Annotated in this window: 14 protein-coding genes; 4 read left to right on the forward strand and 10 right to left on the reverse strand. The window is 71.1% G+C overall.

Annotated elements, in window-relative coordinates:
* Nucleotides 1-48 precede the first annotated feature (48 nt).
* Nucleotides 49-273: a hypothetical protein gene (locus tag BA062_RS05465; protein ID WP_110334895.1), complete on the reverse strand. Its 225-nt coding sequence runs from the start codon at nucleotides 271-273 to the stop codon at nucleotides 49-51.
* Nucleotides 266-1537, reverse strand: coding sequence for a PspC domain-containing protein (locus BA062_RS05470; protein WP_110334896.1), 1272 nt, complete (start codon nucleotides 1535-1537; stop codon nucleotides 266-268). Before BA062_RS05470 ends, BA062_RS05465 begins: the two co-directional genes overlap by 8 nt.
* Nucleotides 1538-1666: 129 nt before the next feature.
* Between BA062_RS05470 and BA062_RS05475 the strand changes: the two genes are divergently transcribed.
* Entirely contained in the window at nucleotides 1667-3031 is a 1365-nt protein-coding gene (locus tag BA062_RS05475; RefSeq protein WP_110334897.1) for an ATP-binding protein, read from the forward strand.
* Nucleotides 3028-3702, forward strand: coding sequence for a response regulator (locus BA062_RS05480; protein WP_110334898.1), 675 nt, complete (start codon nucleotides 3028-3030; stop codon nucleotides 3700-3702). The genes BA062_RS05475 and BA062_RS05480 overlap by 4 nt, the downstream gene beginning before the upstream one ends.
* 3 nt (nucleotides 3703-3705) lie before the next feature.
* On the opposite strand, the gene BA062_RS05485 is transcribed toward BA062_RS05480, so the two are convergent.
* Nucleotides 3706-4617 (reverse strand): DMT family transporter, encoded by a 912-nt coding sequence (locus BA062_RS05485; RefSeq protein WP_110334899.1) that lies wholly within the window; start codon nucleotides 4615-4617, stop codon nucleotides 3706-3708.
* Nucleotides 4618-4698: 81 nt separating this feature from the next.
* Between BA062_RS05485 and BA062_RS05490 the strand changes: the two genes are divergently transcribed.
* Nucleotides 4699-5583 (forward strand): LysR family transcriptional regulator, encoded by an 885-nt coding sequence (locus BA062_RS05490; RefSeq protein ID WP_110334900.1) that lies wholly within the window; start codon nucleotides 4699-4701, stop codon nucleotides 5581-5583.
* On the opposite strand, the gene BA062_RS05495 is transcribed toward BA062_RS05490, so the two are convergent.
* From BA062_RS05495 to BA062_RS05520, 6 genes are all read right to left on the reverse strand, one after another.
* The gene (locus tag BA062_RS05495; protein WP_110334901.1) at nucleotides 5580-6542 is read right to left on the reverse strand and encodes a serine/threonine-protein kinase; all 963 of its coding nucleotides are present in this window, start codon (nucleotides 6540-6542) and stop codon (nucleotides 5580-5582) included. The genes BA062_RS05490 and BA062_RS05495 overlap by 4 nt on opposite strands.
* A 53-nt stretch (nucleotides 6543-6595) precedes the next feature.
* The gene (locus BA062_RS05500; protein WP_110334902.1) at nucleotides 6596-8191 is read right to left on the reverse strand and encodes a serine/threonine-protein kinase; all 1596 of its coding nucleotides are present in this window, start codon (nucleotides 8189-8191) and stop codon (nucleotides 6596-6598) included.
* A gap of 173 nt (nucleotides 8192-8364) precedes the next feature.
* Complete coding sequence (locus tag BA062_RS05505; RefSeq protein WP_110334903.1) at nucleotides 8365-9195, reverse strand: hypothetical protein; 831 nt, start codon at nucleotides 9193-9195, stop codon at nucleotides 8365-8367.
* Nucleotides 9196-9455: 260 nt separating this feature from the next.
* Nucleotides 9456-10688, reverse strand: a complete 1233-nt coding sequence (locus BA062_RS05510; protein WP_146240002.1) for a hypothetical protein — start codon at nucleotides 10686-10688, stop codon at nucleotides 9456-9458.
* Nucleotides 10689-10941: 253 nt separating this feature from the next.
* Complete coding sequence (locus BA062_RS05515) at nucleotides 10942-11256, reverse strand: hypothetical protein (protein ID WP_110334905.1); 315 nt, start codon at nucleotides 11254-11256, stop codon at nucleotides 10942-10944.
* Nucleotides 11257-11320: 64 nt separating this feature from the next.
* Nucleotides 11321-11599 (reverse strand): chorismate mutase, encoded by a 279-nt coding sequence (locus BA062_RS05520; protein WP_110335042.1) that lies wholly within the window; start codon nucleotides 11597-11599, stop codon nucleotides 11321-11323.
* Between the two features lie 217 nt (nucleotides 11600-11816).
* Between BA062_RS05520 and pcrA the strand changes: the two genes are divergently transcribed.
* Complete coding sequence (gene pcrA / locus BA062_RS05525) at nucleotides 11817-14237, forward strand: DNA helicase PcrA (protein WP_110334906.1); 2421 nt, start codon at nucleotides 11817-11819, stop codon at nucleotides 14235-14237.
* A gap of 408 nt (nucleotides 14238-14645) precedes the next feature.
* On the opposite strand, the gene BA062_RS05535 is transcribed toward pcrA, so the two are convergent.
* Nucleotides 14646-15467: a M23 family metallopeptidase gene (locus BA062_RS05535; protein ID WP_110334908.1), complete on the reverse strand. Its 822-nt coding sequence runs from the start codon at nucleotides 15465-15467 to the stop codon at nucleotides 14646-14648.
* Nucleotides 15468-15507: the final 40 nt, after the last annotated feature.

The raw sequence follows: 15507 nt of genomic DNA on the forward strand, positions 1-15507 counted from the left end.
GAAACGGGCCGGGCGGCTGCTGCCACCCGGCCCGCTTTCCGTTGTGCGTCAGTCGCGCTTGCGGCCGCCGCGCATCGACGCGATCAGCATCAGCGTCCCCACCAGCACGGCTCCACCGGCCAGCACCCACCGCAGGTCCACGGTGGGGAACCAGTTCTGCCCGTCGGACAGGACGTAGGCAGACACCAGCAGGGTGGCGATCCCGGCGAGGAGGGTCACCAGGTCGACCGCCGGCCTGCGCTGCTCCACGCTCCGGTTCTCCTGCTCAGCCACGGGACACCTCCACGTTTCCTGCTGCCGACTGGACGTTCAGGGTGATGTGCTGGCCACCGGGGCCGTCGGGGCCTGGGTCGAAGCCCCGCATCGGCTCGATCCCCATGCCGGACTGGGTGCGGCCCAGGCACTCGACGTTGCCCACTCCCGCGTCGCAGGTGTAGGCGACGTCGGCGTCACGCGGCACGAGCACGGTGACGTTGCCGGTGCCCATGCGCACGGCGGTGTCCACCGACTCGTCCGGGTCGGAGAGCTGCCGCAGGTCGAGCTCGATCGTCCCGGCAGCGCGCTCGTAGACCGGTTTCACCTCGGCCGCCGTCGTCGGCCGTTCGTCGAGATCGCCGAGGCCGCCGCGGAAGTTGTCGACCGGCACGTTGGTGAGGAACAGCGCGGCCGCCGAGAGTGGCACGGCGAGCCAGACGAGGCCGCGGCCGCCGCCGAGGAACGATCCCACGACGAGCCCGGTACCCAGCACACCGAGCACCAGCCCGAGTACGTGCGCGGCCGTGAACCAGCCTCCGTCGTTGGCGGCGATGGCGGCGCCGACACTGCCGACCGCGAGCGCCACGCCGAACGTGGCGAGCCCGACCTTCGACCTCGGGCGCCGGGGCTCCGGCGGAACGGGAGCAGGCGGCTCGGGCACGGACGGCGGCGCGGGTAGGTCCCAGCCGAGCGGCGCGGCACCCAGCGCGTCCCACGACCCGGGCGCCGGTGCCGTGCCCGTGGTGGCCGCCGCATAGCCGTACGGCGTGGTCTGCCCGCCGTGGACGTCGTAGCCGGTGGCGGCGGCCATGCGCTGGACGGGGGCGGGCCGGTTCAGGTGGCCCCTGCTGCGGTGCAGCAGGTACAGCGCGGTGACGAGCAGCGCCGCCCCGATGAAGCCGCCGCCGTCGAACCAGTTGCCCGCGAACGTCCACCCGAACGACGGGAGCAGCACCACGCACAGCACCACGGCGAACGCCTTCGACACCGAGCTCTGGCCCTTGCCGATGAGATGCTCGAAGGCCGAGACCTCGTCGTCCTCACCGGGCAGGAACAGCCACCCGAGCAGGTACACGCTGATGCCGACGCCGCCGAAGATGGTCATGGCGACCAGCGCCACCCTGATCACCACGGGGTCGACGCCGTAGCGGTAGCCGACGCCCGCGGCCACACCCGCGAGCTTGCGGCCCTGGTGCGGCCGTCTCGGCCTGCTCTCCCAGAAGTCCTTCACCGTGTCCTCGAAGCCCTCGATGTGCTTCGAGGCGTTCGTCGCGCCACTCATGACATCGAGGATGCGGTCGAAGCCCCGCCCGCCGCATCGGGGAAGACCCCTGACTTTGCCGACACCGGGATCAGGGTGGGGGTCAGGTCAGGGGTTTCCCTGATGAAACCGCCTCCGATCTCTGTGAACATGGATGACGTGCAGGAACAGCCCACCGAGGAGCGCGCGGTCACCGTGGCGCCGCCCGCAGGCGAGCGCGCCGAGGTCACCGCCACCCCGTCGCGGGCCGTCGCGGAGCCCGGTGCCCCGCCCAAGATGTACCGCCGTCGAGGCGGCCGCGTGCTGGCCGGTGTCGCGGGCGGGCTCGCCGACCACCTCGGGGTCAAGGTCCTGTGGGTGCGCGCGACGTTCGCGGTGCTGGCGGCGTTCGGCGGGCTCGGGCTCGTCGTGTATGGCCTGCTCTGGGTCTTCGCGCCGCAGCAGTCACGCGACGAGCCGGTCAAGGTCGAGTCCGCCAGGGAACGGCAACAGGCGTTCGGGCTCCTCGCACTCGGCGTCGGCCTCACCGTCGCCGGGGGAGCCATCACCGGCATGTTCACCGGCTGGGTCGGCCTGCCGATCGCCGTGGCACTCGTCGGTGCCGCCGTGGTGTGGCGAGAGGCCGACGAGTCGCAGCGGCGCCGCTGGCGAACCGGCGCCCGCTCCGGCGTCGCTGGTGCCGTGCTCGGCGGCGGGGGCTGGTCGGCGGCCGTCCGCATCTTCGCGGGCGTCGCGCTCGTGATGACCGCGATCGGTGTGCTGGTACTGCGCGACAGCAGCCTCAGAGAGATGCAGTTCGCGCTGATCGCGGTGCTTGCCACGCTCATCGGCGTCGCCGTGCTCACGGTTCCGTTCTGGCTTCGCATGGTCCGCGACCTCGGCGAGGAGCGCAGGGCCCGCATCCGCACCGAGGAACGGGCCGAGATCGCCGCCCACCTGCACGACTCCGTGCTGCAGACGCTGGCCCTGATCCAGAAGCAGGCCGAGTCGCCGAGAGAGGTCGCCCGGCTCGCGCGGGGACAGGAACGCGAGCTGCGCGGCTGGCTCTACGGCCCGAACGGCTACGGCAAACCGAAGGAGCAGCCTGCCGCCGAGTCGCTGGGGACGCTGTCGCAGGCCGTGGCCTCCGCGTGCGGCGAGGTGGAGGACGCGTTCGCGATCTCGGTGCAGCAGGTCGTGGTCGGCGACACCGAACTCGACGAGCGCCTGGCCGCGCTCGTGCAGGCGGCCCGCGAGTCGATCGTCAACGCCGCCAAGCACGCCGGTGTGGAGGAGGTCAGTGTCTACGCCGAGGTGGAGCCCGGTTCCGTGACCGTGTTCGTCCGCGACCGGGGCAAGGGCTTCGACCCGGACACCGTTCCCGCCGACCGGCATGGCCTCGCGGACTCCATCCGGGGCAGGATGGAGCGCAACGGCGGCAGCGTCCGGCTGCGCACCGCTCCCGGTGAGGGCACAGAGGTGCAGCTGGAGATGCCGCGCAAGACCACAGCCAAGACGTCTCAGGGGGCAAGGTGACAGACGAGCAGCAGACCAGACAGCCGGTGACGGTGTTCCTGGTCGACGACCACGCGCTGTTCCGCGCAGGGGTGCGCGCCGAGCTGGAGTCGATCACCGACGAGGTGCGCGTCGTCGGCGAGGCGGGCTCGGTCGCCGAAGCGGTCGCCGGGATCACGCGCGTGCGCCCGCAGGTGGTGCTGCTCGATGTCCACATGCCCGATGGCGGCGGCGCCGAGGTGCTGCGGAGGCTGCGTAGCGAGCTGCCCGAAGTCGTGTTCCTGGCCCTGTCGGTGTCGGACGCCGCCGAGGACGTCATCGCGGTCATCCGCGCCGGTGCCCGCGGTTACGTCACCAAGACGATCTCGTCGAAGGAGCTGGTGCGCGCGGTCGTCCGGGTCGCCGACGGCGATGCCGTGTTCTCGCCGAGACTCGCGGGCTTCGTGCTGGACGCGTTCGCGGACCGCCCCGGCTCCGAGCCCATCAGCGACCCGGAGCTGGACCTGCTGACCCCGCGCGAGCGGGACGTGCTGCGCCTGCTCGCGCGGGGCTACGCGTACAAGGAGATCGCGTCGGAGCTGTTCATCTCGGTGAAGACGGTGGAGACGCACGTGTCGAGCGTCCTGCGCAAGACCCAGCTGTCGAACCGCTACGAGCTGTCCCGCTGGGCCTCCGACCGCAGGCTCGTCTGAGCGTCACCGGGGCGTTTCCACGAGCGGGGGCTTCACCACGGCGACCCGCCTGCGCACGCGGGTGAGCGCGACACCGGCCAGCACCACGACCATGCCGACGATCACCCGCGCGTTGAGCTCCTCGTCGAGAAAGACGGTGCCGAGCAGCACGGACACCACCGGCAGCAGATACCCGACGGTCGACGTGGCGACGCCGCCCTCGGTGGCGATCAGCCGGTAGTTCAGCGCGAACGCGATGCCGGTGGAGAACACGCCGAGCACGGCGACGGCGATCATGGCCGTCCCGTCGAGGTGGATCGGGCTCAGCCCGCCCACGGGCACCGCCAGCAGCAGGAACCCGCTCGCCGTGATCATCTGGGCGGCGGCGAGCGCGACCGGTGAGGCGCCGGTGTCGGCGAGGAACCTGCCCTCGTAGACCATCACGAAGCCGTAGCTCGCGGCCGCGGCGAGGATCACCACGGCACCCCAGCTGAGCAGTCCCGAGGACTCCCAGGGCGCGAAGATCAGGATGGTTCCGGCGAGGCCGAGCCCGAGGCCGGCGGTCCTTGCCGCCGAGAGCCGGCGCTCCACCCGCCACACGAGCGCCACCGCGAGCGCCCACAGGGGAGTGGTCGCGTTCAGCACGCCGGTGACGCCGGAGTCGACGGTCTGCTCGCCGATGGCGAACAGCAGGAACGGCAGCGCGTTGTGGAAGAGCGCCGCCACGGCGAGGTACCCCCAGATGCGCCGCGACCGTGGCAGCCGGTCCTTCGCCGCGAAGCAGAGCACCACGAGCACCGCGGCGCCGAGCACCAGCCGCGCCAGCACGAGCTGGACGGGGGTGAACGCGGCGAGTGCGAGCTTGATCCACAGGAAGCTGGAGCCCCACATCAGGGCGAGCGCGCCCATACGGAGCAGGGTTTTCGTTTCTCCCACGACGCCAGGTTCGTCCTGCTCAGGCATAAGAACAAGCGAATTGTGCTGCAAGGGGTTTAAGCAGAACTGTAAGGTGACGGGATGCTGGACGTTCGGCGGATGCAGGTGCTGCGCGCGGTGATCACCAGCGGCTCGATCAGCGAGGCCGCCCGCAATCTCGGCTACACGCCCTCGGCGATCAGCCAGCAGTTGTCCACCCTCGAACGCGAGGCGGGCACCGCCCTGCTGGAACGCAACGGCCGCGGCGTGCGGCCCACCCCGGCCGGTGAACTGCTCTCCGAACACGCCGAGGTGCTCGGCACCCAGCTCGCGAAGGCCGAGGCCGCGCTCGCCGACCTGAAGAACGGCCGCACCGGACGGCTCGCCATCCGCTACTTCGCCACGGCGGGCGCCGCACTCGTGCCGCCCGCCGTCACGGCACTGCGCCGCGAACTGCCCGACATCCAGGTGGACCTCAAGCTCGTCGAGCCCGACGACCCGCTGCCCGAGGTGGAGGCAGGCCACGCCGACGTCGCGATCGTGGTGTTCCCCCGGTCGAAACCACCGGCGGAGAGCGTCGAGCTGGTGCACCTGCTCGACGACCCGTACCGCGCGGTGCTGCCGAAGGGCCACCGGCTCGCGCGCAAACGCCTGCTCGATCTGGCCGACCTCGCCGAGGAGCCCTGGGTCGGCAACGAGTGGCCGCCGGGCCCGTGCCGCGACATCATGCTGCAGGCGTGCGGGGCGGCCGGTTTCGCGCCGAACTTCGTGGTGGAGTCGGAGGACTACGCCACCGCGCAGGGCTTCGTCGGTGCCGGGCTCGGGGTCTCGCTCATTCCGGAACTCGCGCTGGGCGCACCACATCCGGCCGTGGTGGTGCGGAAGGTTCGCAGGCCCTCGCCGGTGCGGGTGATCTACGCGGCCGTCGCCGCACACGCGCGCGACAACCCGGCGGTGCGGGTGCTCCTCGACGCGATGAAGCGCTAGATCGCGAGAACGATCCCGACGACGATGATCGTCACCACGACCACCGCCACGATCCACCACTGCCACGGCCGCACACGCGGCCCCGGCCTGCGCTGCTTGGGCGGCCGGGGCGCCGGGGCCTGCGGCTGCACCCTCGGTGGCCTGGGCATCACCGGCACGGTGGGCATGGCGGGTGCGGTCGGCGGGACGAAACCCTTGTCCTGGCCCCGCGTGATCGCCTTGAGCGCGGTGACGGAGTCAGCCATCGTCGGGCGCAGGTCGGGGTCCGTGCGCAGCATCTTCAACAGCGCCCCGGTGAGCGGCCCGGTGCGGTTGGGCACGGTCGGTTCGCTCGTGCCCTCCGGCCCGAACGGCGGGGCGCCCTCGACGGCGGCGAACAGCGTGGCGCCGAGCGAGTAGGTGTCCGCTCCCGCCGTGGCGGGCTCGCCCTTCGCGACCTCGGGCGCGCGGTAGGCGGGGTCGGGCGGTCCTCCCGCGATGCCGATGTCGGTGATCTTGACGCCGCCGTCGTCGGCCAGCAGCACGTTGCTCGGCTCGACGACGCGGTGCGGCACGCCGAGCGCATGCGCCACCGCCAGCGCCGACCCGAGCTGCACGCCGAGGAACGCGGCCTGCTCGGGGGTCAGCTGCCCGTACTCGGCGAGGAAGTCGGCCATGTTGCGCGACGGCACGTACTCCATGACCAGCCAGACGTCGTCGCCGTCGCGGAACGCGTCGTACACGGTGATGGCGTTGGCGTGCAGGATGCGCGTGGCCTGCCGTCCCTCGCGCAGCGCGGCTTCCCTCGCCTCCTCGGCACGATCGGGAGGCAGGTCGGGTTCGATGTAGAGACGTTTCGCGGCGACGGTCCGGTGCAGCATCGTGTCGAAGGCGAGCCAGACGATTCCGGCCCGCCCCCGACCGATGGGTTGGTCCAGTCGGTACCGGTCACCGACGAGAGCACCTTCTGTGTCGTTCACGCAGCCCCTTGTACCGCAACGCCGGTCAAACCGGCATCAACAGGGTCGTACCGTCATGGGGTCGCCGAGGACGGCGGCGAAGGCTCCGTCGTCGGCGGCTCCGGATCCAGCGTCGAGGACGGGATCTCCGACGTCGGCTCGGGCTCGGGCTCCGTGGTCGGCTCCGGCTCGTACGACGGCTCGGTCTCCTCGACCGGCGGCGGCACGTACTCCGACTCCTCCTCGTACGTCTCCGTCTCGACGACCTCGGTCGACTCCTCGGTCGTGGTGGTCGTGGGCGGAGGCGTGGTGGTGGTCAGCGAGACCCTGGAGGTAGTGGCGACGGGACGCTGGTCCTGGTTCTGCTCGGCGTCACTGCCACCGGGGCTGCCGAAGATCCAGATCGCGAACGCGGCGAGGCCCAGCACCACGATGCTGCCCGCCAGCGCGGGCAGCTTCCAGTTCGACTTCTTGGGCTCGTCCTCGGCGGGCGGCTCGTCGTCGTAGGGACGCGCGTGGTCGTAGTCGTCGTAACCGTCGCCGTAACCGCCCGCGGGCACGGCACGGGTGGCCTCGAGCCCGCCCTGCGCGCGACCGTAGCCGTCGTAGTCCTCGTCGGGGTAGCCGCTCGCGGGCTCGTACCGGTCGTCCGGCTGGGCGTCGTAGTACCCGCCGACGTCCTCACCGAGCGTGCCCGAGTGACCGGCGGGCACGTAGTCGTCGTCGGCCGAGGCCGCGCCGAGCGCCGCTCCGGCGCCGGCCGCACCGAGCACGGCGGTGCCGCCGCCGATCGCGGGGTGTACCGCTGTGGCGTCGGCGTCGTCCGCGGCCCCGCCGAGCGGCGTCTCTCCCCTGGCGACCGCGGCGAGGAGTTCCTCGCACTCGTCGGCGGTGGGGCGGTGCCGGGTGTCGGGGTGCAGCATCACGGCCAGCACGCTGGTCAGCGGGCCGGACTGGCGCGGCGGGTTGATCTGCCCCGCGGCGACCGCGTGCAGCAGGCTCAGCGTGTTCTCGCTGAGCCCGAACGGCGGCTGTCCCTCGGTCGCGGCGTAGAGCGTGGAGCCGAGCGAGAAGACGTCCGACTCGGGGCCGGGGTCGCCGCCGATGGCCACCTCGGGCGCGAGGTAGGCGGGCGTGCCGGCGATCATGCCGGTCTTCGTGACGGTGACGTCGTCCTTGGCCCTGGAGATGCCGAAGTCCGTGATCTTCACGAGCCCGCTGCCCGCGAGCAGGATGTTGCCGGGCTTGATGTCGCGGTGGACGATCCCCACCGCGTGCGCCTCCTTGAGCGCCGCGGCGACCTGGGCGCCGATCTTGGCTACCTCGATCGGGGGGAGTGTCTTCCGCTGCTGGAGTTCCTGGGCGAGGCTGGTCGACGCCAGGTACTCCATGATCAGGCAGGGCTGCCCGTTGTCGTCGGTGACGACGTCGAACACGCTGATCGCGTTGGGATGGTGGAGGCGGGCCGCGATCCGGCCCTCACGCATCGTGCGGGCACGCGCGTCCTCCGCCTCGTGATCTTCGAGGCCCGGCTGCAGCAGGAGCTGCTTGATCGCGACCGTGCGGTGCAGCACTTCGTCCTGCGCCTGCCAGACCGCACCCATGGCACCGGTACCGATCCGCTTGATGACACGGTAGCGGCCGGCGACCAGGCGACCCTCGTCGCTCACGCGACCTCCTTCGGGGCTCCGTCAGCAGGGGTGGAGCGTAGGCACAACCCGGCCGGCTGTGTGCCGGATTACCGAAACCGACTCGTGACAGGTTAGGCCGCTTACTCTGCGCACACGAAGGCGGCACTCTCGGACACGGCGCCAGTGCTCCTATGTGGTAGACGCCGCTGAGGTCAGTAGGGTTGCGCCGAAAGGAGCTTCACCTCGCGGATCCGGCCGTCCCGTCCGCCGCCGATGTCGAGCTGCTGTGTGACCCGCACGGCCTCGCCCCGCTGGGGAATCATGGTGACCACGGCGCGAACGGAGCCGTCGCGCTGTTCGTGGACCTCTTCGACCTCGACCGACTCCATCGACCGCCAGGCCCGCACGAGCGTGTCGCGCTCGGCCGCCAGCGCGGGGCCGAGCAGCCGGACCGCCTGGTCGGGGGAGCTGTTCACGAGCGCGTAGAACTCACGCACGGTGCTGACCTTGCCGTTGCCGCGCGCCGGCGTGCCCGCCGCGCCGCCCTCGCCGCTGTCGTCCTGCTGCGAGACCGTCCTGACCTCACCGGCCGGGGCGATCGCGTCCTTCCCGCCCGAGACCGGGGCGGCGTCGTCGACCACCGGGGTGTCCGCGGAGGCTCCGCCCTTGCCGTCCTGGCCGGCCAGCGTGAAACCGCCGAGCGCGGCGGCTCCGGTGATCTCGAGCGGCTCGGCCACGTCCTCACCCTGTGACTCGCTCTGGCCCGCCATCGAGGCGGCGATGATGATCGACGCGACGAGCAGCGCCACGGCGACCAGCAGGGCCGCCAGCTTGGCGCGGCGGGCGAACGGCTTCTCGGGCTCCGGTGGCGGGTCGTCCTCGGGCCGCTCGGCGCGGGTGCCGGGCGGCGGCAGGTACCTGCGTGGCTCGCGGAAGACCTCACGCAGGTATTCGTCGTCGACCAGCTCGTCGGCGAGGATCTCGTCGCTGATGACGTCCTCGACCGCGATGGTCGGCTCGGATGCGTGGCGCCGGTCGTGCACTGCTGGCCCTCGTCAGTTTCGTCTCGTGGACTCGGAGTTCGGACCCCTCGCGTTTCAGGTAACCGTGCCGCGCGTCCCGTCACCAGACTCGATCGGTGGACTGTCGTGCCGACACGACGAACGGCAAAACGTGTCACCCACGTAGAGCAATATGTGACCGTTCGGCGCACTGCACGTGCACCAGAATGTGCGAAACCGCCGTGCATTCGCAGGTGAAGCGCCTGTTCGGGGGTTGGGAAAGCGGTCGGGAATCGTTTCCTCTACTGACCGTCGTTCGAAATCTTCTCGTCGTCGGCGAAGACGAGTTTGCGTGTTTCCTCGGTCGTCGTGCCGTCGGGATGGGTGACCTCGACCGTGTTGATCGTGTACCCCTCGTTCTGGTCGATGTAGACGTGCTTCACCTCGAAGTAGGCGACGTTCGCGTACTTCTGGCGCAGCCCCTCCTCGCCCTCGGCGGCGAGCTCGCCGGTGGTCATGGCGTACGCGGTGGCCGGGTCCTCGGTGACCGTGTTGAAGAAGTCCTGGGAGGTCTGGCCCAGCTGATCGGCGTCGTACGGCGGGGCCGTGATGTACCGCGGCTTGGCCCGCGACGTCGGCGCGGGGGTGACCGGCGGTTTCCGCAGCTCCGACGTGGTCGGCCCTGCGCTCGTGGTCAGCGTCGGCCGGCTGGAGCCCTGCTCGGGCGTGGTCGTCTCGTCGACCTCGGACGACGAGCGCAGCCCGGCCGGGGTGTCGGGGTCCTCTTCCGAGCTGGGCGACGACGAGGAGTCGTCGGCGCTGGACGTGGGCGTGGCGTCGTCGGTGACGCTCTGGTCGTCCTCGGCGTAGCCCTCGTGGGGCAGCAGCGGCGCGACGCCGCCGTGCCGGTCGGGCCAGCCCTCGATCGCCGCCCGCTCCGCGGGCGGCTGGCCGACGAGCACGGTGCCGGCCACCAGCATGGCCACCACCACGCCGCCCGAGGAGATGGTCGCGAACCACGCGGCCTTGCGCCAGCTCTTCGGTGGGGTGACCGACGCGGGCACCGAGCCGAGGTCGAACTTGCCCAGCCCGTCGGGAGGTGGCGCGACGTACACGCGTGCCTCGTCGTCGGGCTGGCGCGCGGGCCGCTCGCACGTGGTGAGCGTGATCTTCTTCCTGCGGACGGTCGTGCCCTCGCCGACGGGCGTGTCCACGACGGCCTCGATCGAGGCGGTGGTCTCCTCCTGCTCCACCGCGGGCTGCACGGCGGGAATCGGCAGCTCGCCGCGCGACGCCGCGAACTCGGCGGGACGTGCCGGGGGAACGGGGAGCGAGCCGCTGAACGGCGTGTCGGAGGCGGGGCCCGCGGGTGCGGCCCGGCCGGAGCCGTCGCGACGGTGGTGGTGACGGGGCTTGGCTGGCACCGAGGGGGTCCAGGTTCCAGCCCCCGGCGCGTGCCTGCGCCTGCCCTCGGCTACGGTCGGCTGATCGGAGTACGGGACGCGGCGCTTCGTGGAGTCGGCCCTGCCGTTCATGTCGACTGGACCCTCCGAAGAGCCCGGCCTGACGGGGATTCCGCCCCGGTTAGACCAATCGGAGCAGTCAGAGCACGAGCAGCTGCACGGCACGCTGCACGTGCGAAACGCCCTGAGGCGCACAGACCGCTCGCGAGAACTCTCACTCGCCCCACATTAGGAGCCTTTCGGCCCCACCGGCGTACCGGGGCGCCAACCAGCGCCGGATATCACCCCTCTGGGCGCACCCATCCGGCGAGGTACACGTGTGGTATCAGCCGCCGCTGCGGTACTTCGCCTGCGTCGACTGCAGCGCCTTCGCCGCCGTCGCACCGCTGCCCACCGCGAGGACGATCGCGATCACGTCCATCGCGGGGCCACCACCCGTGAACAGCAAGGCGATCAGCGAGACGGCGGTGGTCGCTCCGGCGACCCCCCACCTCGACCGGACGTACTGCGCGATCGGCGCTCCGCCGGCCCGCTTGTTCGCCGCGCTGTTCAGCATGGCGAGGTAGCCGGCGTGGCCCAGCGCCGCGAGCACACTCACCAGTGCGATCACGAAAGCGATCAGGTGAACGATCGTGTCCATGCGTCCAGTGTGCCCGAATCCGAAGGTGCCCCGGCTCGGGGAACACCCTGAGATTCGCGGGCGGTCAGCGGCCCAGCCTGCCGCGGCCCAGATTCAGCAGCGCCATGGCGAGTTGGCGGCCCTCCGGCCCGAGCTCGCGGTAGCGGGCGAGCACGTCCATCTCGCGGTTGTAGACGATGCGGGGCCCGCCCGCGGCCATCCTCGCGGCGCCGATGGTCTTGGACACCTCGGCCCTCCGCTTGACGAGCCGCAGGATCTCGGCGTCCAGCCAGTCGATCTCCTTGCGGAGCTCGTCGATGTCGGCTGCCGTGGTCTCGTCGGCGTCGTGAGTCTGCGCGTTCATCTGCACCTCCGGTCGCGTCCGGATCCACATCGGGCCCAGAGCCGACGAAAGCCCCGGGTCCGTGGACTCCGGGGCTTGCTGTGATGGCCGTGTGGCACTACGCGATCACGGGAGCCGGAGTCCGGGTCCCGTAGAAAAATCGAAACGCGTAGCACTGCACGCGGAGAGTATGGCACATGGCTACTTCGTCAGAGGTCCCAGGTAGCGTTGAATCACAATGAGCACCCTCTTCGATCTCCCCTCGGAACCGGGCAAGTACGCGGATCTGCTCGACGACCTGAACCCGGCCCAGCGCGCCGCCGTGGAGCACAGCGGCCCGCCGCTGCTGGTGGTCGCCGGCGCGGGTTCGGGCAAGACGCGGGTGCTGACCAGGCGCATCGCCTACCTGCTCGCGGCACGCGACGTGCACCCGGGGCAGATCATGGCGATCACCTTCACCAACAAGGCCGCCGCCGAGATGCGCGAGCGCGTCGGCGAGCTGGTGGGGCGCAGAGCCAACGCGATGTGGGTGTCGACGTTCCACTCGATGTGCGTACGGCTGTTGCGCCGCGAGGCCAAGACGCTGGAGATGTCGTCGAACTTCTCCATCTACGACGCCGACGACAGCAGGCGCCTGATCACGCTGGTCGCTCGTGACCTGGACCTCGACCCCAAGCGCTACCCGGCGCGCACGCTGGCAGCGCACATCTCGAACCTCAAGAACGAGTTGCTCGACGCCGAGACGGCGGCCTCGAAGGCGGCCAACGACTTCGAGCGAAGGGCCGCGGAGGTCTACGGCGAGTACCAGCGCAGGCTGACGCAGGCCAACGCGATGGACTTCGACGACCTGATCATGCGCACGGTCGAGCTGTTCCAGGTGTTCCCCGACGTGGCCGAACACTACCGCCGCCGGTTCCGCCACGTGCTCGTCGACGAGTACCAGGACACCAACCACGCCCAGTACACGCTGGTGCGGGAGCTCGTGGGCACGAAGCCGACCGGGTCGGGCGTCGAGCCGTCCGAGCTGTGCGTCGTCGGTGACGCCGACCAGTCGATCTACGCGTTCCGCGGCGCGACGATCCGCAACATCGAGGAGTTCGAGCGGGACTTCCCGAACGCGCGGACGATCCTGCTGGAGCAGAACTACCGGTCGACGCAGACGATCCTGTCCGCGGCCAACGCGGTCATCGCGCGCAACCCGAACCGGCGCGACAAGCGGTTGTGGACGTCGTCAGGCGACGGCGAGAAGATCGTCGGCTACGTCGCCGACAACGAGCACGACGAGGCCGCGTTCGTGGCAGGGGAGATCGACGCGCTGGCCGACAGCGGCGAGGCGAAGTACTCCGACGTCGCCGTCTTCTACCGCACCAACAACCAGTCGCGCGTGTTCGAGGAGATCTTCATCCGCCTCGGCCTGCCGTACCGGGTGGTCGGCGGCGTCCGCTTCTACGAGCGCCGCGAGGTGCGGGACGCACTGGCCTACCTGCGGGTGCTGGCCAACCCCGAGGACACGGTGAGCCTGCGGCGCATCCTCAACGTGCCGAAGCGGGGCATCGGCGACCGCGCGGAGGCCGTGGTCGCGACACATGCCGAGCGGGAGCGCCTGTCGTTCGCCGCGGCGCTGCGGGACGCCGTCGCGGGCAAGGTGCCGCTGCTGAACCCGCGCTCGCAGCGCTGCATCGCGGGGTTCGTCGAGCTGATGGACGGCCTGCATGAACTGGTCGACTCCGGCACCGAGGTCGCCGACGTGCTGGAGGCGGTGCTGGAGCGCACCGGCTACCGCGCCGAGCTGGAGGAGTCCGACGACCCGCAGGACGCTTCGCGGCTGGAGAACCTCGACGAGCTCGTCACGGTCGCGCGGGAGTTCACGGAATTCGCCGACACGGTGCTCGAGGAGCAGGCCGAGGCCGAGCAGGAGGTCGACGACGCCGCGGGCGTGCCCGAGCCCGGCTCGCTGCCCGCGTTCCTGGAGCGCGTGTCCCTGGTCGCCGACGCCGACTCGATCCCGTCGCCCGACGGCGAGGGCGGTGAGGAGGACTCCGGCGTGGTGACGCTGATGACCGTGCACACCGCGAAGGGCCTCGAGTACCCCGTCGTGTTCTGCACCGGCTGGGAGGACGGGATCTTCCCGCACATGCGTGCGCTCGGAGAGCCCGCGGAGCTGGCGGAGGAGCGGCGGCTGGCCTACGTGGCCATCACGAGGGCGCGGAAGCGGTTGTACGTCTCGCGCGCGCTCGTCCGCTCGGCGTGGGGTCAGCCGATGGCCAACCCCGGTTCGCGGTTCCTCGATGAGGTCCCCGCCGAGCTCGTGGACTGGCGGCGGCTCGCGCCGTCCAACGGATCGGGTGCGGGCGGTGGTTCGCCGCGTGCGGCGACGACCTGGGGCCGCAGGACGGGCTTCGGGGACGACTCGGCGCAGGCCGGGGTCGCGTCGCGCGGCATGCGGACCACGTCGTTCAAGGGCTGGAAGGACGGCTGGAAGGACACGGTGGCCCTCAAGCTGGATGTCGGCGACCGGGTCAGCCACGACAAGTACGGCCTCGGCACGGTGGTCTCCACCGACGGCGCCGGTCCGCGTGCCACGGCGACCATCGACTTCGGTGCGTCGGGCAAGGTGCGGCTGATGCTCATCGGCAGCGTGCCGATGGTGAAGCTCTAGTACTTCTTTCGGGTGAGCCGCTCCGGCGACCCCGAAACTGTCACACCCCCACGCTAACCTTCTCTTCGAACACAAGTTCGAACGGCGGGGTCGCCTGTGCGGCTCCGGAAGTGGGGGTCACCGGTGTGGAGCGCTGGTTTCAGGCGATTGGCGAAGGCGTGGTCCGCTCTCTCGACGAGCTGGCCGCTCGCGCGATGGCGGAGGGAGGGCCGCTGGCATCGGATGTCGGCAGGCTCGTCGCCGCCTGGCGGCTCCTGTTGCGGCTACACGGGCGAACGGAGCGCGGGGGATGCCGGGTGTGCGGACGGTCGCACGGACGGCGCTTGTGCACCGTGTGGCAGGTCGCCGTGGGGTACTTCCTGCGGCGGTTACCCGAGGATCAGCGGTCGAGGCGGGACTGAGGTGGACTCAGACCTCGACGCCACGCTCGGCGAGCCACTCGCGGGGGTCGATCTTTTGGCCGTCGGCGGTCCATACCTCGAAGTGCAGGTGGGGGCCGGTCGACTGGCCGCGGTTGCCGATCTCGGCGATCTGCTCGCCGGCCTTCACCCGCTGGCCCACGCTGACGTAGTAGTCGTTGACGTGCCCGTAGACGTGGATCGTGCCGTCGTCCATCTGGACGCGTACCCACAGGCCGAAACCGCTGGCCGCGCCCGCCTCGATCACGGTGCCGTCGGCGGCCGCGACGATCGGCGTGCCGATGCTGTTCGCGATGTCGATGCCGTAGTGAGTCGTGCCCCACCGGGCGCCGAAGCCCGAGGTGAACGTGCCCTCGGCGGGCAGAACGGTCTTGGGGCGGGCGGCCTCCTCGGCGGCCCTGCGGGCGGCCTCGGCCTCGGCGGCGAGCCGGGCGTTGGTCACCTCGGCGCTCTCGGTGAGACGCTGGACCTCCGCCGACGCGTCGGTCGAGCGGGTCACCTGCAGCAGCTCGGGGGCGCCAGTCGGGGCGCTGCCGCCCATGCCGAACGAGGCGCTCGCGTCGCGAGCGTTCGCCAGCGGCGTCACGTCGGTCTTCGTGTCAGTGGAGCCCGTGGCGGCTTGCAGAGTCTGTCCGGCCGCGGCTGCGGCGAACGCGCCGGCGGCGACAGCCGCGACCACAACGCGGCCGCGCAGGGCCGAGGAGGGCGCGGGGAGCCTATGTGAACCCCGGACACGAACGACGGCACCGTCCAGTGCGTCTTCGAGTGCCGGGGAAGGAGCTTGGCCGCCGGGGGAGCGGTGTCGAGCCAAGACAGGGCCTTCCGTTACTCGGGGAGTCAGATCGCCAGAC

The organism is Prauserella flavalba (genome assembly GCF_003202235.1).
Taxonomy (GTDB): Bacteria; Actinomycetota; Actinomycetes; order Mycobacteriales; family Pseudonocardiaceae; genus Prauserella_A; species Prauserella_A flavalba.